The sequence below is a fragment of the Paraburkholderia phytofirmans OLGA172 genome, from assembly GCF_001634365.1.
Taxonomy (GTDB): Bacteria; Pseudomonadota; Gammaproteobacteria; order Burkholderiales; family Burkholderiaceae; genus Paraburkholderia.
Genome location: NZ_CP014581.1, coordinates 36,097 through 57,244 on the forward strand (window position 1 = coordinate 36,097; position 21,148 = coordinate 57,244).

General features: G+C 59.8%; 27 protein-coding genes. 20 read left to right on the forward strand and 7 right to left on the reverse strand.

All coding sequences use genetic code 11. The features are described 5' to 3' along the window. Positions 1–11: 11 nt before the first annotated feature. From AYM40_RS37140 to AYM40_RS37210, 15 genes are all read left to right on the forward strand, one after another. A complete protein-coding gene (locus AYM40_RS37140) occupies positions 12–1,598 on the forward strand; it encodes a DUF5710 domain-containing protein (RefSeq protein ID WP_148662463.1) in 1,587 nt (528 codons plus the stop codon). A gap of 8 nt (positions 1,599–1,606) precedes the next feature. Further along, positions 1,607–2,035: a hypothetical protein gene (locus AYM40_RS37145; RefSeq protein WP_137954135.1), complete on the forward strand. Its 429-nt coding sequence runs from the start codon at positions 1,607–1,609 to the stop codon at positions 2,033–2,035. A 31-nt stretch (positions 2,036–2,066) separates the two neighbouring features. Beyond that, positions 2,067–2,291 carry a hypothetical protein gene (locus AYM40_RS37150; RefSeq protein WP_063501163.1) on the forward strand — a complete coding sequence of 75 codons (225 nt, stop codon included), beginning with the start codon at positions 2,067–2,069 and terminating at the stop codon, positions 2,289–2,291. Between the two features lie 19 nt (positions 2,292–2,310). Continuing rightward, positions 2,311–2,901 carry a phospholipase D-like domain-containing protein gene (locus AYM40_RS37155; RefSeq protein WP_063501164.1) on the forward strand — a complete coding sequence of 197 codons (591 nt, stop codon included), beginning with the start codon at positions 2,311–2,313 and terminating at the stop codon, positions 2,899–2,901. Continuing rightward, complete coding sequence (locus AYM40_RS37160) at positions 2,886–3,353, forward strand: hypothetical protein (RefSeq protein ID WP_148662464.1); 468 nt, start codon at positions 2,886–2,888, stop codon at positions 3,351–3,353. Before AYM40_RS37155 ends, AYM40_RS37160 begins: the two co-directional genes overlap by 16 nt. A 705-nt stretch (positions 3,354–4,058) precedes the next feature. After that, a complete protein-coding gene (locus AYM40_RS37170) occupies positions 4,059–4,259 on the forward strand; it encodes a hypothetical protein (RefSeq protein ID WP_063501167.1) in 201 nt (66 codons plus the stop codon). 12 nt (positions 4,260–4,271) lie between these two features. Further along, entirely contained in the window at positions 4,272–4,568 is a 297-nt protein-coding gene (locus tag AYM40_RS37175; protein ID WP_236721173.1) for a hypothetical protein, read from the forward strand. A 35-nt stretch (positions 4,569–4,603) separates the two neighbouring features. Then, entirely contained in the window at positions 4,604–4,834 is a 231-nt protein-coding gene (locus AYM40_RS37180; RefSeq protein WP_063501169.1) for a DUF3717 domain-containing protein, read from the forward strand. A gap of 12 nt (positions 4,835–4,846) precedes the next feature. Beyond that, a complete protein-coding gene (locus tag AYM40_RS37185) occupies positions 4,847–5,347 on the forward strand; it encodes a hypothetical protein (RefSeq protein WP_063501170.1) in 501 nt (166 codons plus the stop codon). Then, complete coding sequence (locus tag AYM40_RS42070) at positions 5,344–5,514, forward strand: hypothetical protein (protein ID WP_171029602.1); 171 nt, start codon at positions 5,344–5,346, stop codon at positions 5,512–5,514. The genes AYM40_RS37185 and AYM40_RS42070 overlap by 4 nt, the downstream gene beginning before the upstream one ends. A gap of 7 nt (positions 5,515–5,521) precedes the next feature. Then, positions 5,522–6,034, forward strand: coding sequence for a hypothetical protein (locus AYM40_RS39745; protein WP_082855571.1), 513 nt, complete (start codon positions 5,522–5,524; stop codon positions 6,032–6,034). Positions 6,035–6,235: 201 nt separating this feature from the next. Next, the gene (locus AYM40_RS41130) at positions 6,236–6,739 is read left to right on the forward strand and encodes a hypothetical protein (protein WP_148662465.1); all 504 of its coding nucleotides are present in this window, start codon (positions 6,236–6,238) and stop codon (positions 6,737–6,739) included. 423 nt (positions 6,740–7,162) lie between these two features. Further along, positions 7,163–7,441, forward strand: coding sequence for a hypothetical protein (locus AYM40_RS37200; RefSeq protein ID WP_062085536.1), 279 nt, complete (start codon positions 7,163–7,165; stop codon positions 7,439–7,441). A gap of 19 nt (positions 7,442–7,460) precedes the next feature. Beyond that, positions 7,461–7,661, forward strand: a complete 201-nt coding sequence (locus AYM40_RS37205; protein ID WP_063501172.1) for a hypothetical protein — start codon at positions 7,461–7,463, stop codon at positions 7,659–7,661. A 12-nt stretch (positions 7,662–7,673) separates the two neighbouring features. Continuing rightward, the gene (locus tag AYM40_RS37210; protein WP_063501173.1) at positions 7,674–8,213 is read left to right on the forward strand and encodes a hypothetical protein; all 540 of its coding nucleotides are present in this window, start codon (positions 7,674–7,676) and stop codon (positions 8,211–8,213) included. Between the two features lie 756 nt (positions 8,214–8,969). Here AYM40_RS37210 and AYM40_RS37215 read toward each other — a convergent pair. After that, complete coding sequence (locus AYM40_RS37215; protein ID WP_063501174.1) at positions 8,970–9,299, reverse strand: hypothetical protein; 330 nt, start codon at positions 9,297–9,299, stop codon at positions 8,970–8,972. Positions 9,300–9,625: 326 nt separating this feature from the next. Between AYM40_RS37215 and AYM40_RS37220 the strand changes: the two genes are divergently transcribed. The 5 genes from AYM40_RS37220 to mobF all read left to right on the forward strand — a co-directional run bounded on the left by AYM40_RS37220 (position 9,626) and on the right by mobF (position 16,412). Next, positions 9,626–10,066: a hypothetical protein gene (locus AYM40_RS37220; protein ID WP_148662466.1), complete on the forward strand. Its 441-nt coding sequence runs from the start codon at positions 9,626–9,628 to the stop codon at positions 10,064–10,066. Further along, positions 10,050–10,400: a hypothetical protein gene (locus tag AYM40_RS37225; protein WP_063501175.1), complete on the forward strand. Its 351-nt coding sequence runs from the start codon at positions 10,050–10,052 to the stop codon at positions 10,398–10,400. Before AYM40_RS37220 ends, AYM40_RS37225 begins: the two co-directional genes overlap by 17 nt. Before the next feature lie 80 nt (positions 10,401–10,480). Next, positions 10,481–12,415: a type IV secretion system DNA-binding domain-containing protein gene (locus AYM40_RS37230; RefSeq protein ID WP_236721174.1), complete on the forward strand. Its 1,935-nt coding sequence runs from the start codon at positions 10,481–10,483 to the stop codon at positions 12,413–12,415. Further along, positions 12,412–12,891, forward strand: coding sequence for a hypothetical protein (locus AYM40_RS37235; protein ID WP_063501177.1), 480 nt, complete (start codon positions 12,412–12,414; stop codon positions 12,889–12,891). The genes AYM40_RS37230 and AYM40_RS37235 overlap by 4 nt, the downstream gene beginning before the upstream one ends. Next, positions 12,888–16,412, forward strand: coding sequence for a MobF family relaxase (gene mobF / locus AYM40_RS37240; protein WP_063501178.1), 3,525 nt, complete (start codon positions 12,888–12,890; stop codon positions 16,410–16,412). Before AYM40_RS37235 ends, mobF begins: the two co-directional genes overlap by 4 nt. A gap of 72 nt (positions 16,413–16,484) precedes the next feature. Here mobF and AYM40_RS43365 read toward each other — a convergent pair whose 3' ends face one another. The 6 genes from AYM40_RS43365 to AYM40_RS37265 all read right to left on the reverse strand — a co-directional run bounded on the left by AYM40_RS43365 (position 16,485) and on the right by AYM40_RS37265 (position 21,135). Further along, positions 16,485–16,616, reverse strand: a complete 132-nt coding sequence (locus AYM40_RS43365) for a hypothetical protein (protein ID WP_256390511.1) — start codon at positions 16,614–16,616, stop codon at positions 16,485–16,487. Next, positions 16,603–17,514 carry a hypothetical protein gene (locus AYM40_RS37245; protein ID WP_063501179.1) on the reverse strand — a complete coding sequence of 304 codons (912 nt, stop codon included), beginning with the start codon at positions 17,512–17,514 and terminating at the stop codon, positions 16,603–16,605. Before AYM40_RS37245 ends, AYM40_RS43365 begins: the two co-directional genes overlap by 14 nt. Before the next feature lie 9 nt (positions 17,515–17,523). Further along, complete coding sequence (locus tag AYM40_RS37250; RefSeq protein WP_063501180.1) at positions 17,524–17,859, reverse strand: hypothetical protein; 336 nt, start codon at positions 17,857–17,859, stop codon at positions 17,524–17,526. A 14-nt stretch (positions 17,860–17,873) separates the two neighbouring features. Beyond that, entirely contained in the window at positions 17,874–19,301 is a 1,428-nt protein-coding gene (gene traN / locus AYM40_RS37255; RefSeq protein WP_063501181.1) for a conjugal transfer protein TraN, read from the reverse strand. Next, positions 19,298–20,515, reverse strand: coding sequence for a hypothetical protein (locus AYM40_RS37260; protein ID WP_236721175.1), 1,218 nt, complete (start codon positions 20,513–20,515; stop codon positions 19,298–19,300). Before AYM40_RS37260 ends, traN begins: the two co-directional genes overlap by 4 nt. A 71-nt stretch (positions 20,516–20,586) precedes the next feature. Continuing rightward, entirely contained in the window at positions 20,587–21,135 is a 549-nt protein-coding gene (locus AYM40_RS37265; protein ID WP_063501183.1) for a hypothetical protein, read from the reverse strand. Between the last annotated feature and the right edge of the window lie 13 nt (positions 21,136–21,148).

Genomic DNA, 21,148 nt, shown 5'->3' on the forward strand with positions numbered 1-21,148 from the left:
TGTACGCCATCATGACCAGAAGAAACTCCGCCGCAGAAGACCGCGCCCTGGCTCAAACGCTCGCATCCGCCCGGCATTCGCGCGTGACGCCCCGCAATGCTGCCACCGGCACTGCATCGCAGCTTTCAGCTACCCAACGCGCCAAGCTGACAGAACCCGGGCAACGGCTGTTTCTGGCTGTACCGAGCGGCGATCAGCCTCAGGCGCGCGCGCTTGGTGCCGAGTGGGACAGAGAACAGCGCGTGTGCTGGATCCCCGCGTCGGCAGACCGGACCCCGTTTTCGAAGTGGCTGCTTGACGGCAACGCGCTCCAGACGGTTGGTCTGAACGAGTCGGAGGTGCTCGCGTCGTTCGCGGACGCGATGGAAGACTACGGCCTGCAGCGAGAGACACCCGTCGCCGATGGAAAATGGCATAACGTCCTGCTCAAAGGCGCGAAAGGGCAGAAGAAGGGCGCCTATATCCTGAGTCTCAGTCCAGTCCCGAAAGGCTTCATCCGCAACTTTCTCGGCCGCGAGGGTTCCTGGCACTACGACGGTATCCGTCTAACCCCCGAACAACGGGCCGTGCTGAACGCGCAAGAGCGCGAGCGGGCGATCGCTCGTGAACGCGAGGTCGAGCGCGAACATGCGGCGATCGCCGAGAAGACGGAAGCAATTCTGGCAACCCTCTCGGAGTCGGACGCGTCGCGCCACGGATATTGCATTCGCAAGAATGTAGGCGCTTACGGCGTGCGCGTCGCGCGAAACGGGGTCCATGACATAGCCGTACTGTTGAATCTCGAATCGTTCCGCGGCAGCAAGGAATCCTTCCTCGTTGTTCCCGCGCGCGACGTCGACGGGAAGCTCTGGACCGTGCAGGCAATCTCCGACAGGTCGGATGGTCTGAAGCTTTTCGCGAGCGGCGCTCGCAAGAAAGGCACATTCCACATCATCGGAGCGGACGGCATCGCGGCATTGTGTGCGTGCCCGGCCGTGTTATTGGTGGAGGGCTACGCGACCGGTGCAAGCCTGTTTGAATCGACAGGCCTGCCCGTTGTCGTCTGTTTTGACGCGGGCAATCTTGTGGAGGTTGCCAAAGCCTTGCGGCCGCGCCTGCCCAAATCCCAGCCGAAGATCATTTGCGGCGACAACGACCAGTTCTTTATCGAGAAGGCGCTTGCGAAAATTGAGACCGTCATGCCGCGCGGTCTCGCAGCGAGCGCGTCTGTCAAGGTGTTCGCCGGAAACGATTTACTCCACCGTGAGGTTAGCCTCGCGGGCTATCAGCCGGATGGAGCATGGCACCAGTCACCCAAGGGCAAGTACAAGCTCGAACTGGAGTCCATGCAGGGCGTCGTGCGATGTGTCACAGCGCATGTCGTCGCAAACGGACGCGACAACGACATCCGGCTGGTTCAGCGAAACAAAGGCCTCGAATCATCAACCGAGGCGGCCCGAGCGATTGGGGGCGTCGCCCTGCTGCCGTCTTTCGAATCCGTCGTCGGCAGTCCCACCGACTTTAATGACCTAGCAAACGCGGAAGGCCGCGCAAGGGTCGCGACGTTTGTCGCGAGCGTCCTGCCGTTTGATCTGCCTGCGCGCCACGTACAGCCCTGATGGAGGCAATGATGCCCACACTTCACTATTTCCATGAACTTTCCTCTGACCAGCGTGATGAGGCCCGGACGCTCGCCCCAAGCAACGCGCCCGAGGCTCAGTGCTACGTGGTCGGGTCCGCGGGGCAGATCATTCGCGCCGTCGAACTGAAGCCACTTTTCCCGACTGGAGAACTGGCCGCCGGCGAAGTTGTTCGCGCGCAGCTTGCCAGCGTGGGCCGGTCGGAGATCGAGTTTGCCTTGCGGCATGCAACAGGCGACTGGTCCGAAATGACTCCAGACGAGCAGGCTCGGAACCTGATCGCGATCGAGCAGGGCGGCGCCGTACTGTCCCGCTTCTCCCTACGAGCCGATCACAGCGTCTACGTGTTGACGAACGCGCAGCGTAGCAGCACCACCATCCTGGCGGGCGTCGCCCAGCCAGCCGATTTCGAGTAACGCTCACCTGCAGAGATCCGGAGGACGCGTCATGGCCAAGGCACTACGCATTTCGTTTCAAGCATTCGCGGATTTGTCCGATAACGAGCTATCCGACGTCATCCGTGAAGCCTGCGACCACTCCCGGGCCGAAGCCCGCATGTACACCGACACCGACCGCGACGCGCACCGCGCGTGCAAGCGTCGCCAGTCCCAACGCGATCGCACTGTCACCAATAACGTCACCGCAGCATCGCAGCCGTGCCGCGCTGCATAACTACAGGACTTGAAAAATCATGAGAGCACACATCGCCCTGGTTTCGATCATCGTCGCACTTGCGTGTCGAGACGCATGCGCGTCGGACAGCTGGGCCACGGAGGTGCAGCAGGCCGTCCAGACACGCACGGCCACAGCGCCCTCAACGCGGGAGAACTGGCACGCGTTTTCGCCGGACGGCATCGGTATGCCGCTGGTGATGTTCGGCGTGTATTCCGCCCACCAATCGATCCATATGCTCGCTTACGTCTTGACCTATCGCCCCTTGCTCGAAGCGCTCGCGCAGAAGGCCCGCGAAGGCGTCACGGTGTCCGTCGTCGTTGACTATAACGAGAACATAGCGAATGACCGCGACGCATACATTCAGCGGGGCCTTGCGTACCTTGCTAGATCCGGCGCGACAGTTTGCGCGACCGACCAGTACAAGATCATGCACGACAAGGATATGGTGCTCGACGGCCGCAGCATTCAGACGGGCAGTATCAACTACACAAAAGCCGGCACATTTTCGAACAGCGAGGACGCCGTGATCGAGTGGAACGATACGGCAGGCGCAGCAGACTTTGAGCGGCACTTCCAGTCTCGCCTTGCTACGTGTCGGCCGATCTGAGCGGAGACAAAGTCATGGGCTCTCACTGGAACGATCCGACGCCTCAGCGTCCCCTGCAGCAGGTCGAGCTGGCTCCGGCACTCAACGCGGCCGTCATCCTTTCGCAGGTGCTATCGGCTCGCGTGCTGAATGGCTTGCCGATCCGGCCGACTCAATGGAACACGCTGGAGTGTCGTGTGAACGAATGGCGATTGTTGCTGGCCAACGACCGCTCACGCCAGGATCCGCTGACTCGTAGTCACCTCAACATTCTGAGGCAGCTCATGAAGGCGATCCTCGAGGAGCATCGACGTGGGGCGGACGCCGGCGCCGAAGTATGGGCCGAACTGCAGCCTATTGTCCGCGCGGCAAACTTCCATCTTCAGGGCTTTCCGATGAGGGTCCGCAAGGGCACGTCGCAGCGTCGACGTCCGCCGGCGGCGGACAGCCGTGAGCAGCTGATCGACGCATGAATCGCTGAGACTCAGCCGGGTATGACCGGGCGCATGCAGACCGTTGGTCTGGCTGCGCTTTTTTTTCGTCTGTGCATTTCACCGGGTCTGAATCGTGTCTGTCATCGGCGCCCGGATGGGGAAACACAGCAACACCCAAGACAGAGAGGCGAGGGGCATTTCCGGGCGTTGCCCGGAAACCGCTATGGCGTGCTCCGCTCGCGTCGCGAGCTGCGCATCGAGCCCCTTGCGGGTCTCGACCCTTCGGGCTTTCAGCGCTTGCCTTTCGGCTGACGCCGACCAAAAGGGACTGGTGTCCCTTCTGGACATCCAACTGCCTGGAATGATGCGAACTGCGTTCGCATGAGGGCGCTCGCCGCGCGGCGTTTTCGCCCTCGCGCGGTATCCGGCCACCGCGGGCCAGTCCCCTTAGTTCGTCGTCCTGTTTCGCGACCGTAGCCCTCCGCCGTGTCCGGACAAGGGTTCGCTTCGCCGTGTCCTCACCCGTTCGGTGCTCGCCTGCGGCTCCGCTCCGCATGCGGCCTCCGGGCACGCCCTTGTGCGGCCACGGCTCCGGGCTCCTTTAGTCGCGGGACGACGAACTAAGGGGACTGGCGGCAGCACGGTAGCAGCTGCCGATCGGGCAAAAACCACCCCTACGAAGGGACTCAGAATCTTGGGTCCCGGTCAGCCTGAAACCCTTAACACCAGCCGGAGCGCACAAACATGAAATCGAATCTTCTTCGCCGTATCGCTGCTTACTTTCTCGGTTGCGAGGAAGCCGCACCCATCCGCGTCATGCACACGTGGCGTCGGCAGGAAGATGACGTGCGCGCCGTGCGTCTGGAAACGGAACTGAATGGCGAGACCAAACGCGTGACGCTGTACCGCCACGCCCCCGGCTGCTGGTCCCCGATGCCCCTTTGAGGACTGCGAGCAATGAAAAACCTTCTCTCCGCATCCACGGCTAACAGAGGACTCGCCATGAACCGCATTGCTTCTTCCCTGCAGGTGGATCTGCTGATTGCGTCGAATGACGTTGTGATCACAGCAGAAGCCAGCGACGGCGTACACGTTACGGCGTATCGCGGCAAGTGCAACCGCCGCGCAATCCTTTCGTTTCTGGAGTCCGCAGGCGCGAAGGCGCGCGCGATTGTCTATAGCCATGAGGATAACGTTGGGCCTGTCGGCCTGGACGTTCTTTCGGGTGAGCCTTTCATGTGGATTGTCGCCTGAGCCGCGACGCGTCCGAACCTAACGGAGATACAACCATGCCGGACATTTCCATCGAGCAGCTCGAAGCCGCGATCAACATCTGGCGTAACCGCAAACCCAGCCCCGAGGGCAGCGATCAGGCCCCGGCGCTCTGCGCTGAAGCACGCGCGCTCGCCGACGTGTACGGCACGATGATTTTCAAGCGCCTGGTGACTGTCGATACCGCGACTTTCAACGAGGTCCAGACCGCCGCATACGCGGCAGCCACCCCCGAACGCTACGCCTGAGAGGTCCAGAAAATGCAAATCGTCTGCACGCTGCAACATGAAACCATCTCGGACGTCGATCGTGCTGGCCGTCCGTATACTCTCGCTCTGAGCCACTACCACGAAGCGGAAACCGGCCAGCTAATCCGGACCCGGGGCCGCGTCATCAACACCATGAGCACTGAACAGGGGCGAGCAGCCGAAGCCGCATCCACGGAAAGCGACTGGCTCCACGCACCGGCGACCGACGAGCGAGCGGATGACTTCGCACCCGGAGCCGAGCAGCGCACGGGCCAGAGTAGCGAAATGTTGTCATGGAAGCTGATGAGGGCGACCGAAGCGGCTTGTCAAAGCGTGTGCATGGGCGAAGAGGCCGCAGATCACTACGGCTACACGTGCAGCCAGTGGGACCGATGGGCTAACTGGTGGCGAGGATTCGTCGCAGGCTGGGTGAATGACGAGGTCTTTATCCAGTTGACTTTGACGCGCCGGATCGCACGTTTCATTTCTCGCCAGCGAGGAAAAGAATCATGAGTGGACTGTGTTACGAAGATGCGTGCGAGGAGATCATCACGCGCGCGGAAGCAGAGGCGGAGATTGCGAAGCATGACTGCGATGGCGGGTTTACGGCATTCCTTGCGGAAGTTGGCGACCGCGCCGAATATCAGGGAAAGGAAGTGCTCGACTGGCTTGGATACTGAGGCAAACATGCAATTCAATCCCGTTTTGGATACCGAGCAGTTGCACGACGCGCTCACCGGCGTCCCCCTCGCAGGCGTCGCACCTTCCGATCTCTACCGCTGCGCGCGCTGTACATCGACGTACCGGTCAGCCAGCGTCCAGAGCCTTCGCAACCAGAACGGCGGGGCGTGCGTCGCATGCTCTGCGGTCGACACTATTCGAGCGATAAGCGACCCGGACGCCGGACTCGACCATGCACCCCACACGGCAGATGTCCACATGAGCCGATCCGGTATCAAGCTGATCGCCGAGGCGGTCAGAGCAGGTGAACCGGACTTGCTGGCCGGGAACGAACGAGCAACCTTTTGCCTCAAAGACCTGAGCGGCACGGTGCTGACGGAGATTGCACCGCAAGTCGCGTGGACACATGCGGCGCTGTTCGCGCTGGTCGATAGCGCGGAGATCATCGAACAGGTTAAGCAAAGCGGCGGAGCTGACGCATATGTCGGTAATGTCTGGATAGGCGGGACCGAAGTTTAGGAGCAAACGGCCTGCAAGATGGGCCGTTCTTTTCCCGAGGAAATTTCAATGGCCGTCGTATCCAGCCGGACCGGGGCACGCATCGCGCCAGGCTATTGCCTGTCACGCTACGTGCAAGCGTCCCGCTCCGGAGTCAGAGAAGGTACGCTCTAGGGGCTTCGCCCCGGCGCTGGCCACCCAACGGTGCCGCAAGCGGCATGAATGAAACGCAACCCGCTAAAGCGGGACGACGGCGGCTCCCACGGCGTCATCCACCGCGGCGGGTCCAGCCTGAATTGGTCTGAGGGTGCGCGCATCTGCCGGCATCCGCATTTCTCTCAAATTCCACGCTCGAGCCGGTCGACAACAATCGCTGCACCGGCGCCATTGCAGGCTACCCGGCGATCGCCAGCTCGACGGCTGAATCAAACACGTTTGCTGCGGCCGCTGGCCGCGACAAACCAGCGTTTTCCGGATTTTCGGGAATTGCCAGCTGCCGCCCGGCACCTGCTGAATTACCGGATCCAGTGTTTTGATCTGTGGCTACCGTCAGCGTGCTGCCGGCGCAATATGAATCATCACCACCAGCAAAGAGGAAGAGGCGAGGGGCATTTCCGGGCGTTGCCCGGAAACCGCTATGGCGTGCTCCGCTCGCGTCGCGAGCTGCGCATCGAGCCCCTTGCGGGTCTCGACCCTTCGGGCTTTCAGCGCTTGCCTTTCGGCTGACGCCGACCAAAAGGGACTGGCGTCCCTTCTGGACATCCAACTGCCTGGGATGATGCGAACTGCGTTCGCATGAGGGCGCTCGCCGCGCGGCGTTTTTTGCCTCTCGCGTGACCAGGCCACCAGCGCCATTCCCCTGAGTTCGTTGCCCTTTTCGCGACAGTAGCCCTGCGCCGTGTCCGGACAAGGGTTCGCTTCGCCGTGTCCTCACCCGTTCGGTGCTCGCCTGCGGCTCCGCTCCGCATGCGGCCTCCGGGCACGCCCTTGTGCGGCCACGGCTCCGGGCTCCTTTTGTCGCCGGGACAACGAACTCAGGGGAACGGCGGCAGCACGGTAGCAGCTGCCGGCTCGGCAAAAACAAAACCTACGCCGGGACTCGAATCTAGGGGCCCGGTCAGCTTTGAACCAACACCATAGGAGCTTTAAATGCGCAAACGTCGCGGGCGTGTTCTGAATTCAACCAAAGTGCGCCGTGCCATCGTCAGGCTGAATCGGCAGGATAAAAACACGGATCGACTGAATCAGCATCGTACTGCGCCCAAGGGCTTTTCGGTCTGCGTGAACCTGATCCGCAATCGTCGCTTTTACGTGTCTGTTCGAGGCATCGAGCAAGGCGAGCGCCTGATGCGGAACAGCCGAAAGCTGGGTGTCGCTTCCGCAAGCATCGTGTCCTATGGCTTGCGCCTGAACGGCGACCGCTACTAAACCACCGGACCCATTGACCATGAAAAACACGCTTCTTCGCCGCATTGCTGCTCATTTCACCGGTGCAGATATTTCCGCCACGTTTCGCGTGATGCACACATGGCGTCGGCCCGAGGATGACGTGCGCGCCGTGCGTCTGGAAACGGTGATCAATGGCAACGCCAAGCGTGTGACGCTGTACCGCCACGCGGCAGGCAAGTGGTCCCTCATGCCCCTTTAAGGAGATATTCCGATGAACACATACAGCAACGCACTCGACGCAAGGACGCATTGGGCGCTGCATCGTATCAGCGTGATAGCGGGCAACGAAACGGCCGCGAAGGATCGATTGTTCTGGGCGCTAAGCTTCGCGAAGCGCAGCGGCGACGCGAGCGGCCACGGGGATGAAGTGACCCAATGTCCGGCGCTCCTGTCCGATGTCCCCCCGTTGCGCGACGCTTTTCTGGCCGCTTTCGATGCGGTGCGCGACCGGCGACAAAAGCGGCGCACGCGCGAAGGGCTTGAGAACGAACTCGCGCAGATGGCACAGGAAGCGAACCGGGGTTGCGGGCTGTCGTATGAACTGTTCGTGAAGCGCTTTTCGCAGGAAGTGGATAACCTGCTCGAAATGGTGGAGCATCCTTTTTGGGACATCGCCATTGAGATTGCTACGAGCAAAGGCTACGCCACGCCGGAGGAACGCAGCGTGATGCAGGACGAGATCGAGGAGTCGGGCGGTTGCAGCCTCACCGGAATTGATCCCTACTGCTGCCCGTGCGGCAGGCACGAATAGCGGGATTCTGAAACCATCCCGCACGCGCCATGAGTGGCGGGAAATTGCGCATGCGAAAATTTCTCTCGTCGTCCGGCCGGACTGCATTTTCGCGGTCAGCTCGGTCGGCGCGTGCGCGGCGCCTTCTGCGCTGCGCTCCGAAGACACCACGCACGCGCCGGGGCCTGCACTCGCGATTGTGAGCAATGACTTGCTCACAATAGGTTCGTCCAATCTGCTTCCCGGCGCTTGCGCGCCGCTCACCAGATCTACCGCACGAGTATCCGCTGCGCGTCGCATTGCCTTGCAATGCCCGACGCTCGCGCATCCACGCTCCTGAGCGCTTCGCGCTCCATCGCATATCAGACCCGGCCGAAACCCAGCGGGCCCGTATCGCTATATTCGTCGCCAACGTCCCCGGCGTATCAAGGTCCCGAACGCGCACTCCAGATTCTGGGCGCACACCGCCCGGAATGATGTTCTATCGTGCTTTCGCGCCGGCTCCGTTGTCGCCTGCGCTCCAGGCGTCCACAAATGGAAACTGCGCCCGGTCGCGAGGTTCGTGGCTGACGCCACTCGCCATGCGACCGGGCGCAGTCGTTGGACTACCCGGCGCTACTGGTTTTAATCCGCCACACTTACCACAAGCTCCACCGCCCCCCGCTTTGCCGAGTTGCCCACAACAAACATCGTTGTGGACAACTCTCGCGGCGTCCGGCTCTTGCGATTCATGGGAATCGCGGCCGTCCGTTCGGAGCCGTGGATTTGTGGAAACTGCTACGCGGGTTGTTCGACGGGCTTCTCCCGAACCGGCGCGCTTTTCTCGGCGGCCGGCTGCTCGCTCTCGCTCGACGCCGCCAGACCGACCAGCGCTTTCAGTTGCGGCACCACGTTACGCCAAACTTCGACGTCGATCGTATCGAGACGCTCTGACTTCAACAGATCGGAAATCGCCTTTCGGTTCTTATCGAGGTTTTCCCTTTCCTCACGCCTTGCCTGTTCTCTTAACGATGCGAGGAGCTTTTCGGTTTCGGCGATTTTCTCAGTGATAGACGCTGCCGGTCGGCGGCCGCGGGGCTTCTTCGGTGCTTCAGTTTTTGTGGTCATAAGAGTCCTCCTATAGTGAAGGTTGAAGTCGGGTAATTCCGGTTAGCGTGTGCCGGTGCATCATGGCTTGTTCACGCGCAAAATGCAATTCCCCGGAATTCCCCGACGCGGTTGGGGCGAGCCTTTTCCCGATATTCCGAGGCAGCAGGAAAAGTCAAAACCGCCCCCCCAAAGAGCACACACATTACGCACGTACCGTGCATGTGTCAAAACCATCGCAAGATCATGATTTATATGGGTATTTTGCGCTCCAAAATATTTTAATCACGTCTTTTACTGATAGACATTTAACGGTAAAATGGCGCTTAGAATCAAGTAGATAGGTAGTGGTGCGAAACGCACCACTACTCCTTAAAAAAACAGGCCAACCACGCGAGACCAACATGAGCCAAGAGTCCGTTCACATTCGCATCGATCGGGATGAACACGACTATCTGCGGGAAGAAGCCCGCAAACGAAAAATCTCCGCTAATGCACTCGCTCGCATTTTCGTGCGCGATGGCCTTGCGAAGTTTGACCGCCGAAATGACGCGCTCATGGAGCGGATCGACGCGCTGATAAATCTCGTCACGAAGTCAAATGTGCTCGCCGCGAGTGCGGTCGTTTCTGCAGCACTGCCGGTTGGATTGGGGGCGACGCTCGACGAGGCAATCAAGGCGCAAATGCGGAGTCACATCATGGAGGCCGTCAAGCTCGGGCAGAACATCAGCTCGACCTACGACAAAGGCACCTTCGACCAAGGGGGCGCGAATGTTTCTTCCAATTGAGATTCAGTCGGTCAACCAGCCGGGGCAACTTCTGGCTGGGGAATACAAGGCGAACTGCGCCGTCTACTCCTCGCCAAACAGCAAGACGGTGGTCATGCACTACGAATACACGCGGATTGGGGCGACTGTCGCGGACGCATGCGTTCTCCTGTTTGTCGAGGAATCGGGCACGACGAGAATGTGTGACTTCATCCGTATGCCGGACCGCAGCTGGCGTGACAGTTTCGGAGCAAGATCCGACTCGCTTCTGGACTTGCTTCCCGCCGAGTTTGCCGAATACCGGCTGGTTGATGAAAGGGACATGGGGTCACAATTCGTCGGGGAGCCCGCATGAGCGAAAAGATTATTTCGGACGCCGGCGCTGGCCGCGCGCTCTTTCTGACGCGTATCAAGCTGACAGCCCATGCCATTTCAATGGCGCTTTGGGCGGGTGCGCTGCCCGGTCTTATTATCCCGTTTGTCCTGTGGCTCGCCTGTCTGTCACCCAAGGATGTTGATCTCGTAAAGGAGAATCTTGTTTCGCATATGGTGAGCGAAACGACTGCGCGGAAATGGAAAGTTCGGGACGGGGCCGGCGAGGTCAAGGTGCTCACGGTCGTGAAATCGGACGGGGGCCAGGTCCAGTTGCTTACGCCGTCGCAATTCCGCGTCGTGACCCTGCCACTGTCGCGGCCGGTCAGGGTCTTTGGATACGTGGTCTGGTCGGCGATCGTACTGGCCGTCCTGGGATATATCGTCGTCTGGCGCTCGCTTGCCAAGCTTGGGAAGAATGCGCGGGAGAACAAGCGGATCGACGGCGCAAAGGATCTGGTGAAGCCGCAGGAGCTTTCGACGCTCGTGAAGCGCGAGGAGCCGGGCGACTACCGTCTGCTTGATGTCCTGTTGCCACGATCGGCGCCTATGCAGGGCATTATCTTTCAAGGCGCGCAAGGCACCGGGAAGTCGCTGGGCCAGCATGACCTGATGCAACAGGTTTTTGCCCGCAAGCGCAAGGCCATCATTTACGATCCCAGCGGCGAATACTTCCGGGCCTACTACCGGCCCGGAAAGGATTTCTTCTTCAATCCGGCGCTTCTCGGGTCAGTGCCTTGGTCGATCTTTTCCGAGCTGGTGTACGCATACGATGCGAACACCCTTGCACAGGCATTCCTGCCGCCGAAGGCGGGTGTCGTTCACGGAGCTAATGCGTTTTTTGAAGATGCAGCACGCGCGCTGTTTTCGGTCATCCTGCTGCGCCTTGCTCAACGCGGGGCGAAGCACACCCGCCTGATTGCCGATGCGTTCCTTGACATGCCTGACGACGAAATGGAGTTGCTGATCCGCAAGTCCGTCGCCAGTTCCGCAGTCGGTGGTGATTCGAAGGGCCAACGTCAGGGTGTCATCAGCTCGATCGCGATTTACCTCGACGGTATTTCGGCGGTACAGGAGGGCACGTGGTCAATTCGCGATTTCATCAACCGCGAAGACGACGCGCGCTTTTTCATTCTCGGCACAGATGACACGCAGGCGATGTTCACGCCGCTCTATCGTTTGTTGCTGACGGTTTCGTTCGGGCTGATCGCCGCGAAACAGGAGATCGTTCACGAGGACAAGTACTGGTACTTCCTGGACGAGGTTGCGAAACTCGGAGATATCAAGCTCGATGAGGTGCAGGCCGAACTTCGGAAATATGGCGTTTGCGTATCCGCTGGCATCCAGAGCGACAAGCAGCTCGTGACATCAATGGGACAGGACCGCGGTGAGACGGTCATGAACTGCTTTAACACGGTAGTGATGCTCCGGGCGAACGAGCCGAACATGGCCAAGCGGATGGCCGAGCGCCTCGGTCGCAGAGATATGGCTGTGGTGTCGAATGGCCAGGCCCTAGCTGTGACTGACTGGCGGGACGGCGGCAACCTGAATCAGGGCGAGCAGGAAAAGTGGCTGGTCATGCCTTCCAAGATCGGACAGATGAAGAACTGCACAGCGTATCTCCGGCTCCCCGGCGACTACCCGGCCACCTTCGTCAACTATCGTCATTGGTTGCCAAGGTGGTATCGCCTGTGGCCACGTCTGGCCCGGTTTAAGCCGATTCAGGATACGCCACCGCGCGATCCGCGATTCAAGGTAATTCGGGCGGAAGGGCAGGATGCGCTCGCGAGCGTGCGTGCAGAGACTGAACGGGAAAAGGCTGAAGCAGCACGAGCCCAGGCAGCGAAGGAGGCAATTGAAAGCGAGGGCATATGGATTGTCAAAGATCCTGAGACGGGCGAACTGGAGAAGGTTGACGGCACCGCGGTGACGCAGAGCGCACAGGCGAGGAAGCAGAGCGAAACTCCGGTGACCGACGAAGGGGGATTGTTCCAATGAAATCGATTTTCTACAAATGGCTGTTCATTCTCGGCGGCCTGATCGTCGCGATCTTCACCGTATTTTTCCAGCAGGTCCGAGCGGTCAGCGCCGACTGGCTTTCGTCCAGCCCCCCCGGCGAGGCGACGCTTCTCGATTCCGACCTTGGTTCGATCAAGGAAGTGAAATTTGTCGATGAAGGTGCCAGCATTGCGTACGTGACCGTGGGCGAATTAGCGGTCATCTCGCACCAAGGCAGTAACGCTCTGGTCGGAATCAGTCTGCACAGCAATGCACCGACGAGCACGTACCCGAGCTTGCGCATTTTCCTCAAGTCAGGAACACGGACTGTCCGGACTCTGGTGCTCGGCCCCACCGAATACACGCATGGTGGCAGTCTGGTAACCGAACAGGTTCGTATCCCGATTTCGCTCCTATCGGGTGAATCCAGCTTCACAGCTCAGGCGTTCTATGCAGATGCGGGAGACGCCAAATGATTTCGATGACTCATATCGCCGGTTCAGGTGTCGGCAACGCCGCCCGGTATCACGACAAGTCTTTCACGAAGGATGCGGGCCAGAAAGCCGACAACTACTATGTCAATGAGAAGGCCTCGGCGCACTGGCAGGGACGGGGAGCGGAACTGCTTGGCATCAGCGGCAAGGACGTCGAGCGCGAGGACTTCGTTAATTTCCTGAGTGGCAAACTGGTCAATCCAGAGACCGGCGAGATTCAGAACCTGGCGGATAACAGCAAGGGCGATGATCGGCGGGCCGGTATGGATTTCACGATTGCGCCGTCCAAGAGCGTTTCGATCGCTGGGCTGGTAGGAAAGGATGATCGCGTGGTCGAGGCCCACCTGCAGGCCAACGGGCGGGCGATGGAATGGCTGGAAAAGCACGGGGCTGTCATTCGCGTGAAAGACGAGAATGGGCGCAACAAGGCGGTCCAGGCCGGTAACCTTTTGTACGCCACGGTAATGCACGAGACGAACCGTGAAAACGAGCCACAGATCCACAGCCATAACGTAATTGTCTCGGCGGTCTATGACGAGAGCGGCAAGAAGTGGCGAAGCCTAACAAACGATCAGATGCTCAAGCTTCGGGCCAAGGCCGATGTGATCTACAAGGCCGAATTGGCTGAAGGTCTGCGGCGCGCGGGATATGAGCTGGAATATGCCAAGAACGGCGTTGATTTCGAGATCAAGGGTTTTACGCCGGAGCATTTAGAGACCTACGCAAGCCGGAAGGCACAGATCAAGGAGGCGTTGATCAAGCGCGGTATTGAACCGGGTGAGGCGAGCTTCGATGCCCGGCAGGCAGCTGCGCTGGATAGTCGATCGGCGAAGCAGGAGCTTCCCCGTGATGCGCTTCAGGCCATCTGGCAGGAGACAGCCCAGCAGGCCGGTTTAAAGGTCGAGAACATCGTGAACGCCGCGAGGGAGCGGTCCGGCTATTCGGCTCCCGAGCAGGTGCAATCTCAGGGGCAGACAGCGACCAATGAACAGACCCAGCAACCTGGGCCGACCGCTGCCCGTGCCACGACGAAACCCGTTCGCGAGGTCGACGAGAAGGCGCGCAAAGCCGGTGTACGTGCGGTGTCGTGGGCTATTGAACATCTGACGGAGCGTGAGCAGTCGTTCAGTCTGGCCGAGCTGGAAGAGACCGCGGTAAGGTTCAGTCGCGGCGGTATCAATGCGGTCGATTGGGCGGTCGAACAGCACGTGAAAAACCATTTAATCGTCGAGCGGGGAACCGACGATGACGGCGTGCTGATGTACACCACCCACAAGGCTATTGACAGCGAAATGCGGCTTGCCGAGAACATCCGTGCCGGCATGGCAAAGGGAAATGTCGTTCTTTCGGACCGTGAGGAGTTCGTGTCAGCGGTCAAAGCGTTCAACGCGAAGATGGAACTGGAGACCAATGGCAAGTTCGAGCTTTCGCGTGAACAGGTTCGGGCGGCCTATAACGTCCTGATGCATCCGGATACCTATCAGGGCATCCAGGGCGAGGCTGGAACGGGCAAGACTGCTGCACTGGCTATGGTGAACGACGTAGCAACCGCCAAGGGTTGGGAAGTGATCGGCGTGGCGACGTCTGCGGCCGCAGCGAAGGAACTGGAGGCCGCAAGTGGCATCAAGAGTGACACCGTAGCAGGTTACTTCGCCACCCGGGAGAACCGCATCAAGGCGACCGAGCTGCGGCTCGAGGAGCTACGCGCAGCGATCAACGCGGACACCAAGATCCGCGATATGCCGGCGTCAAGGATCGAATCCCGGCGCCTCGACGTTGCCGGCGCGGACATCGACTACGGCCAGCATCGGTACACATTCGATCATCAACGAGGCGAGGTATTCCGGTCGCCGGATGATTTCCGCAATGCGATCGGAGTGATGCTGACGGGTGTCGCCAATCGAAACCGTGACGCGGCCGCGGAAGCTCGCGAGAGTGCCGCTACCTTCGGCCAGCGTGTTCGGGCCGGGGCGTTGAACACCGGCGTTGAGTTCGCGGAATCGCTGGGTCGACGGTTCACCACGTTCGAACAGGTTGGCACGGTGGAGGCCGTTGCGGCACGAAACACTCTCTATCTGGACAAGGACGGAGCGGGTAGTGAGCTGAAGCGGGAGTACGAGACGAAACAGGCCGAACTGGCGAACCTCAAACGCTTTGGCAATGCAGAAGGCCGGAAAACCCTAATCGTTATGGACGAATCGTCCCTGACCGGGGCATTCGACACGGAGAAGATCTCGAACCTCGCTCGCGAGATCGGCGCGCGAGTCGTGTTTCAGGGCGATACGAAGCAGCACGGGAGTGTGGCAGCCGGCCGGGCTTTCGAGCAGGCGCAAAACTCCGGGATGAAGGTATCGGTGCTGCAGGAGACCCGCCGCTTCGACAAGGCGACGCAACAGACCAAACAGGCGTTGCTGGACATGAAGGCGGGCCAGTATGCGACGGCGATAGGACGCCTGGATACCCGCGTGGTCGAGGAGGACGCGCTGGCCCGCGAGGTAGCACAACGTTATCTGACCAACATGATCGAGTTGAAGGAGCGGGGCCGTGAAAATCCGAGGGTTGGTGTCGTTGCCGTCACGAACAACGACCGCAAGGCGATCAACGCGGAGATCCATGGTCTGCTTGCAGAGAAGGGGCTTATCTCAGACAAGTCGTTTCCGAAACGACATTTGGACGATCCCAAGCTAACCGAGGCCGAGCAAACGCAGGCCGTGATGCTCCAGCAGAAGTTTGTGGACACACTAATCTTTCGAAAGACGTACCGTGAAATCGGCGTTGAGAAGGGCGACGTCATTTCAGTTGTCGGCTATGACCTGTCCGCTAACCGGATCATCGGGGTGAATTCGCAAGGCAAGAAGGTCGAGATCAATCCCCAGCGGCAAGACTACTTTTCTCCGGCGAAACTTGAGGACCGCGAGTACGCCGCCGGCGATCGCATCGAGACACGCGCGATCATCCGGTTGGAAAATCAGGACCGCAAGCGGATTGCCAACGGCACACCTGGCGTGATTACCGAGATCGACGCCAAGGGAGCCAAAATCAGATGGACCGACAATGAAAAGGGCGCCAAGAGCCGACAGGACGGGGAGCGATCTGAGTCGTATCTGACAAACGCCGAGTTGAGGTTCATCGATCATGCGTACGCGCATACCTCGTACAAGGAGCAGGGCGCGACAAACGACCGGGAGATCATTGCGGTCAGTGAGGTGGGCGCAAAGGTGTTCAATAAGCAGGCCGCCTACGTCGCAGCGTCGCGCGCCAAGGACAACACCGAAATTGTCACTTCGGCTCTCGATGCTCTCAAGAAGAACGCAGGGAAGGACGTCGAGAAAACGACGGCGATTGACATGGAGAAGCAGCCGGAACGGACACAGGCTCGAACGACCCAGCAGAATCTCAACCAAGGCCGAGATCCGGGACGGCAGCAGCAACCGGGCCGTTCTGGTGTGCAGCAGACGCCGGCCGAGAAGGTCAAGGACAAGGGGCAGATCCTGGAGCTTTGATCGTTACTCGACGCTCTAATGAAAAACGGCCCGCTCGAATCGCAGCGGGCCGTTTTTTTGGTCTTCCAACGCCTAGTGATGTTGCACGAGGGAGATTACGGCAACGACCGCGATCGCGGCAAATGCCACCCACGTGATCCAGCCATTCTTCTTCGCAAACTTCTGGCCAAACGTTTCTTTTTTTGCGTTGTCACTTTGGGTCATTAGATGCCTCCTTTTGGCATTTTCCATCAGCTACACATGCGTCCCAAATGGCGACGCGTTTCTCAAAATCCCGTTGGCGTGACTGTTCTACAGCCTCGGGGGTGGTATCGGCGCCCGTCACAGAGACGATCGCCTTGATCAGTGCGTCCTGCTCGGCCTGCGGTGTCTTGTCAGCCTTGTACGCGATGATGATTTCGCCGGGCGCGTCCGGCTTGAACTCAACGCGTCGAACGTCGATTTCCTTGTAGACGCTGGGGTCGAGTGCCGGCAGCGCTGAGGGCGTCAACACCGACCGCGCCGGTCGCGGGATGTTTCCGATATCCTCCGCAAGCCCGGAGTTGGCCATAACCTGCGCTCCCATGCCAGCGCCCAAAGCGTGAGCGGGAATGAACAACGCCCCCACCGAGAGCACATTACCCACAAAGTTGCGAACCCGGACGCTGCCCGGCAACGTCCGCGGATCGCCTTGGCGAAGAACGAACTGCGTGTAGTACTCGACCTGCGCTTTGGCAAAGAGCGGGTAGTCGGCGGGAGCCAGCGCGGTGTAGTCCAGCACATGAAACAGGTACGCACCGTTCCTGACGAGGTTGGTGTCGCGTTCCTTCAAGGCCGACTCCACACCGAGCGTGACGGGATTGTCGCTCACGCCCTGCAGGACGAGCGGGCTACCGCGATAGCGCGTGCCGTCGAGCTTTACATCGTACGAGACCTTGCGTTCACGCACAGCGGCCAGCGTTGCGTCTAGCGTCGACGTGTCGCCGGACCACATGTCGATTGGGCGTACCACGATGATGTGCGCTGCGTCCGTATCGAGTTCTACCGGCTGCGCATGCGCAGCCGATGCTCCCAGGGCAGCGATGGCAACGCAGATCGACGCCACGAACCTTGATCGCTTCATTCCTGTCTCCTAGCTCTTGATGTTCAGCGACTGCCTGATGGTCTCGCATGCCGCGGCCTGCGTTGCAAACGCTCCGACGCTTTGCTTGAGCTTGTCGTAGTCGGGCTGCATGGTCTGGAGCTGGTCGCGCATCGACGCGAGCTGCGTCTCATCGTCCTTTTTCGTCCGGCTCAGATCCACGACCTGTTTGTCGAGTTTGGCGAGCTTGTCGGACTGCTGCTTGTTCGTCCTTTCGAGCGACCTGTTTCCGAGGTACATCACTCCGGAGAATCCGAGGGAAGCGACAAGCGCGATCGAACCGATCACGATCAGGGCCTTGCGAATAAGCTGTTTAGTGTTCGTCATGGTTATCTGGCGGTTTAGTAGGTAGGAAGAACCGATGAACCGGCTTTTTGCGCGGTGCCGTTTGAGCTGTTTTGCTCGATAGGGTTGTAGTTGCCGCTGATGTTCGTCGGCAGGTTCGAAAGTGCCTGATTCATCATCTGCGACGTGAAAGCGCTGAAGTCGATCTTGGTGAAGTCGATCGCACTGATCTGTGCGGGCGACAATCCGCTACATCCGGCGAGCGGTAGACCCAGCTGGGTTTTGCCCTGGATGTTGATGATCTCTGCAAGCAGCGAGTTAAAGGAGCAGTAGTTGTCGACGTACTGAACACAGGAGCCCAGCACGCTCTTTGCGCACGTTTCGTTAATGTAGGTGCTCAGGCCTGATCCCTTGTGCAGCGCGAGTAACTGTTCCGACTGCGAGCACTGCGCAAGGTGTTCGATCACCTGGATCGCGACCATTGCAGCGAAAACGTACGGGTTAAAAGCGAGGTAGCCATCTGAACCGAAGGACGCCAGTTCCATGTTGCCGCCCAACACACCGGCGGACATCGTGCCGGTGCCGACCGTGAAGCCGTAAGCGCCGACAGAAAGGCCGTTCGTCGCCAGACTTGTCCCTAGCGTACCGCCGCCATCGGCGGCATTCATCGAAAACGCCGTCGTGAAGTTCTCTGTCAGCGCCTGCGAGAAAATGCCGTTCGAGTACATGGCGTCAAAGACATAAGGCGAGGCCATGTCGATTGCCTTCTCACCGGCGTATTTGACAACGGACGCGGCCGCACCGATCGCCACACTCATGACGGCCGAATTGGTCTGGCCGCCCGGCGTGCTCTTGCAGCAGTTCTGGATCCCTTCATATCCCTTCCGGCAACTCTCGGAGACTCCAGCGAAGATGCTGTTTCCGTCCGTGTAGGTCTGGCCTTCGCCAGTGATTTCCAGACCGAGGGCGCCACGTGCGAACGAATTGTTGTTATTAGGCGGCGTCGTGAACCCTCCGTCGTTAAAGAGGCCACTGGTGCAGCTCATTTGCTGCGCGGTCTGCTGTGCCTGCGTCAAACATGAGTACGTATACGTCCACTCATCGCACTGTCCGGTCTCAGCGATCGTGTCGTTACAGACGCTACCTTTGACGCCGCAGGCAGAGTTGTTCCGATACTGCGCGCACGTGTCCGTCGTCGTGCCCGTGCAGGCGTATTGATACGAATATTGCCAGCAGCTATAGGGAACGGCCAGCGCGCCCGATGGCAGGGAAGCGGTTGAGAGACACACCTGCTGACCGTTCGAATCTGTCTTGCAGGGTGTAGTGTCGATGCACGTTTGTGAGCCCGGGATTTGGGAGCAGGCACCCGCTGCATAGGTTTCCTGACTCTGCGCACGTGGAGCATGAGCCAGCGACAGCACACACACGATCGCGGCCAGTGCGCGCCAAAGCGTCAGCGAAGACGCGAGATTTAGCTTTTTCAATTTTGTGGCACCCCAAGGGAAACACCGGCGCTCTTCTCGTAGGTTCCGCACGTGTCGGTCCAGCTCGTCGTGACGGTTTTCTGGATGCAGTTCGTGCCGTTTAACGTCTGACCGGTCGGGCAGCTGTACGTGGTTGTGGACGATGTAGTGGTGGACGAAACGCAGGTCTGTCCCTGCAGCGATCCACCACTCGGGCAGCTGTAGGTAACGCCTACGGTATTGGTCTGCGTGCAGGCAGACCCGTCCCACGTGTAGCCAGACGGGCACGATTGCAGCGGCAGGTAGTCACCGAGACACGTGCCCCCTAACGAGTAAACAATGGCCTCAAGCGGCATGCCGGCATAGGAAGCCGGGCACCCATTACTAAATTGAGGCGCGAGGCACAGCATCGTGCCGTTGTTCGTATGGTTTTCCGTAGTGCCACCCGGGCAATAGGGAGTGCCCGCCAGTTGCGAATACTGGATGCACTCATTCACGTTGTCTTGGATATAGCCGGCCGGGCAGGAAATCGTAGGGTTGTAGTTAATGGTATGCACGCATACACCGGCCTGCAGCGTGCCGCCATCGGGGCAGCTCGTGGTCGACAATGCCTGATTGATCGAGTTGGTGATCGTCGTGTTCAGATATTGAGAGCACGTGTTGTCTTCTTCATCGGTGGAGACAATGCAGGTATTGGTCGCGTACTGAGCCGGCGTTGTCACGACGGTTTGGGTAGAGCACGTCTGGGTAAGCGTGTTCGACGCAGTGTTGCCGAGATTTTGCGTTCCCGAGAAAATCGGATCGCTGGGCGTGACCTGATTGCCGTAACCGAACTGAGACTGACCGGCGCCGTATGTACCCGCGCAGTTTGCGGAGGTGCCTTGCACCGTGCCAGTCTTTCCCAGGACGGACGCTTCGCCCGTCGTTGGCTGCATGCACTGGTTGTTCAAGAAGTTCACGGCAGCGCAATACTGGTTCTGGTACGGGTCGCTGCCTGGCGTGTAACTCGCGCAATCGATCTGAGCCTGATTCCCGAGCGCAGTCAGACTGCCGGACTTTGCCGCGGTCAACGCGGAGGATGACGTGTTCGGGTTGGAGAAACCGGCGAAGCCTGACGGTACCGTGGTCGGTGTCGTGGTGCTTCCTGACCAAGCGCTGCTAACCCCGGACGGATTCACTATCTGCGAGGGCGAGGTAGGCGCGATCGAGTTGGCGAAGCTTGTCCCGTTTGCCACGTCGGCAGCGCTTTGCGCGAAAACGGCGGGCGCGCAGAGTGCAAGGAGTAATGGTAGCAGACGCCTCATGTCTATTGCCCCTTTGCGCCTTGCGCAGCGCCGTCATGCTGCGCGCGAACCATTTTCGATGCGTCTTCTGGCGTCATGCTGCCGCCCGCAACAGCCGCCTGAATCGCTGCGGTGACCTCAGAGGTGTCCACGGGCGTGGACCTATCCGGGCAAAGGCTGTTGGCCAATACGAGTTTGTCCGGGTGACCGGGGCACATGCGCAACGGGGGTTGGCCGTCCTCGCAGATGTTCAGCTGGCCGCCCATATCTGGCCACGCAAGGTGAGCGCTTGGCTGTGCGATCACGTACGCCACGCGACCGCATCGAGGCTGTTCCTTGAAAGTCAGGATGCGCGCGGCGTAGAGCATTACCGGACCGTCGTTTCCCGTCCTTTGCTTGATTGACGCAATAGCGGCCGCAAACTGTCCGTTGTCGTCAAGAGGCGCGTTTGCCTTTCCGTCTACGACAGCCTGTGTGAGTACGCTCTTTGGCGAGTCGTCAGCCGCGTGTCCAACAGCCGGTAGCACGAGCGCAATGGCACTCACTGCCAGTGCGGAGATGGTCAGTCTCATTTCTTGTTGGCCC

Excerpts from the sequence above, each read along its gene's own strand:
- AYM40_RS37140 (WP_148662463.1), top strand. The coding sequence starts at position 12 with ATGACCAGAAGAAACTCCGCCGCAGAAGACCGCGCCCTGGCTCAAACG.
- AYM40_RS37145 (WP_137954135.1), top strand. The coding sequence starts at position 1,607 with ATGATGCCCACACTTCACTATTTCCATGAACTTTCCTCTGACCAGCGT.
- AYM40_RS37150 (WP_063501163.1), top strand. The coding sequence starts at position 2,067 with ATGGCCAAGGCACTACGCATTTCGTTTCAAGCATTCGCGGATTTGTCC.
- AYM40_RS37155 (WP_063501164.1), top strand. The coding sequence starts at position 2,311 with ATGAGAGCACACATCGCCCTGGTTTCGATCATCGTCGCACTTGCGTGT.
- AYM40_RS37170 (WP_063501167.1), top strand. The coding sequence starts at position 4,059 with ATGAAATCGAATCTTCTTCGCCGTATCGCTGCTTACTTTCTCGGTTGC.
- AYM40_RS37175 (WP_236721173.1), top strand. The coding sequence starts at position 4,272 with ATGAAAAACCTTCTCTCCGCATCCACGGCTAACAGAGGACTCGCCATG.
- AYM40_RS37180 (WP_063501169.1), top strand. The coding sequence starts at position 4,604 with ATGCCGGACATTTCCATCGAGCAGCTCGAAGCCGCGATCAACATCTGG.
- AYM40_RS37185 (WP_063501170.1), top strand. The coding sequence starts at position 4,847 with ATGCAAATCGTCTGCACGCTGCAACATGAAACCATCTCGGACGTCGAT.
- AYM40_RS42070 (WP_171029602.1), top strand. The coding sequence starts at position 5,344 with ATGAGTGGACTGTGTTACGAAGATGCGTGCGAGGAGATCATCACGCGC.
- AYM40_RS39745 (WP_082855571.1), top strand. The coding sequence starts at position 5,522 with ATGCAATTCAATCCCGTTTTGGATACCGAGCAGTTGCACGACGCGCTC.
- AYM40_RS41130 (WP_148662465.1), top strand. The coding sequence starts at position 6,236 with ATGAAACGCAACCCGCTAAAGCGGGACGACGGCGGCTCCCACGGCGTC.
- AYM40_RS37200 (WP_062085536.1), top strand. The coding sequence starts at position 7,163 with ATGCGCAAACGTCGCGGGCGTGTTCTGAATTCAACCAAAGTGCGCCGT.
- AYM40_RS37205 (WP_063501172.1), top strand. The coding sequence starts at position 7,461 with ATGAAAAACACGCTTCTTCGCCGCATTGCTGCTCATTTCACCGGTGCA.
- AYM40_RS37210 (WP_063501173.1), top strand. The coding sequence starts at position 7,674 with ATGAACACATACAGCAACGCACTCGACGCAAGGACGCATTGGGCGCTG.
- AYM40_RS37215 (WP_063501174.1), bottom strand. The coding sequence starts at position 9,299 with ATGACCACAAAAACTGAAGCACCGAAGAAGCCCCGCGGCCGCCGACCG.
- AYM40_RS37225 (WP_063501175.1), top strand. The coding sequence starts at position 10,050 with ATGTTTCTTCCAATTGAGATTCAGTCGGTCAACCAGCCGGGGCAACTT.
- AYM40_RS37230 (WP_236721174.1), top strand. The coding sequence starts at position 10,481 with ATGGCGCTTTGGGCGGGTGCGCTGCCCGGTCTTATTATCCCGTTTGTC.
- AYM40_RS37235 (WP_063501177.1), top strand. The coding sequence starts at position 12,412 with ATGAAATCGATTTTCTACAAATGGCTGTTCATTCTCGGCGGCCTGATC.
- mobF (WP_063501178.1), top strand. The coding sequence starts at position 12,888 with ATGATTTCGATGACTCATATCGCCGGTTCAGGTGTCGGCAACGCCGCC.
- AYM40_RS43365 (WP_256390511.1), bottom strand. The coding sequence starts at position 16,616 with ATGACCCAAAGTGACAACGCAAAAAAAGAAACGTTTGGCCAGAAGTTT.
- AYM40_RS37245 (WP_063501179.1), bottom strand. The coding sequence starts at position 17,514 with ATGAAGCGATCAAGGTTCGTGGCGTCGATCTGCGTTGCCATCGCTGCC.
- AYM40_RS37250 (WP_063501180.1), bottom strand. The coding sequence starts at position 17,859 with ATGACGAACACTAAACAGCTTATTCGCAAGGCCCTGATCGTGATCGGT.
- AYM40_RS37265 (WP_063501183.1), bottom strand. The coding sequence starts at position 21,135 with ATGAGACTGACCATCTCCGCACTGGCAGTGAGTGCCATTGCGCTCGTG.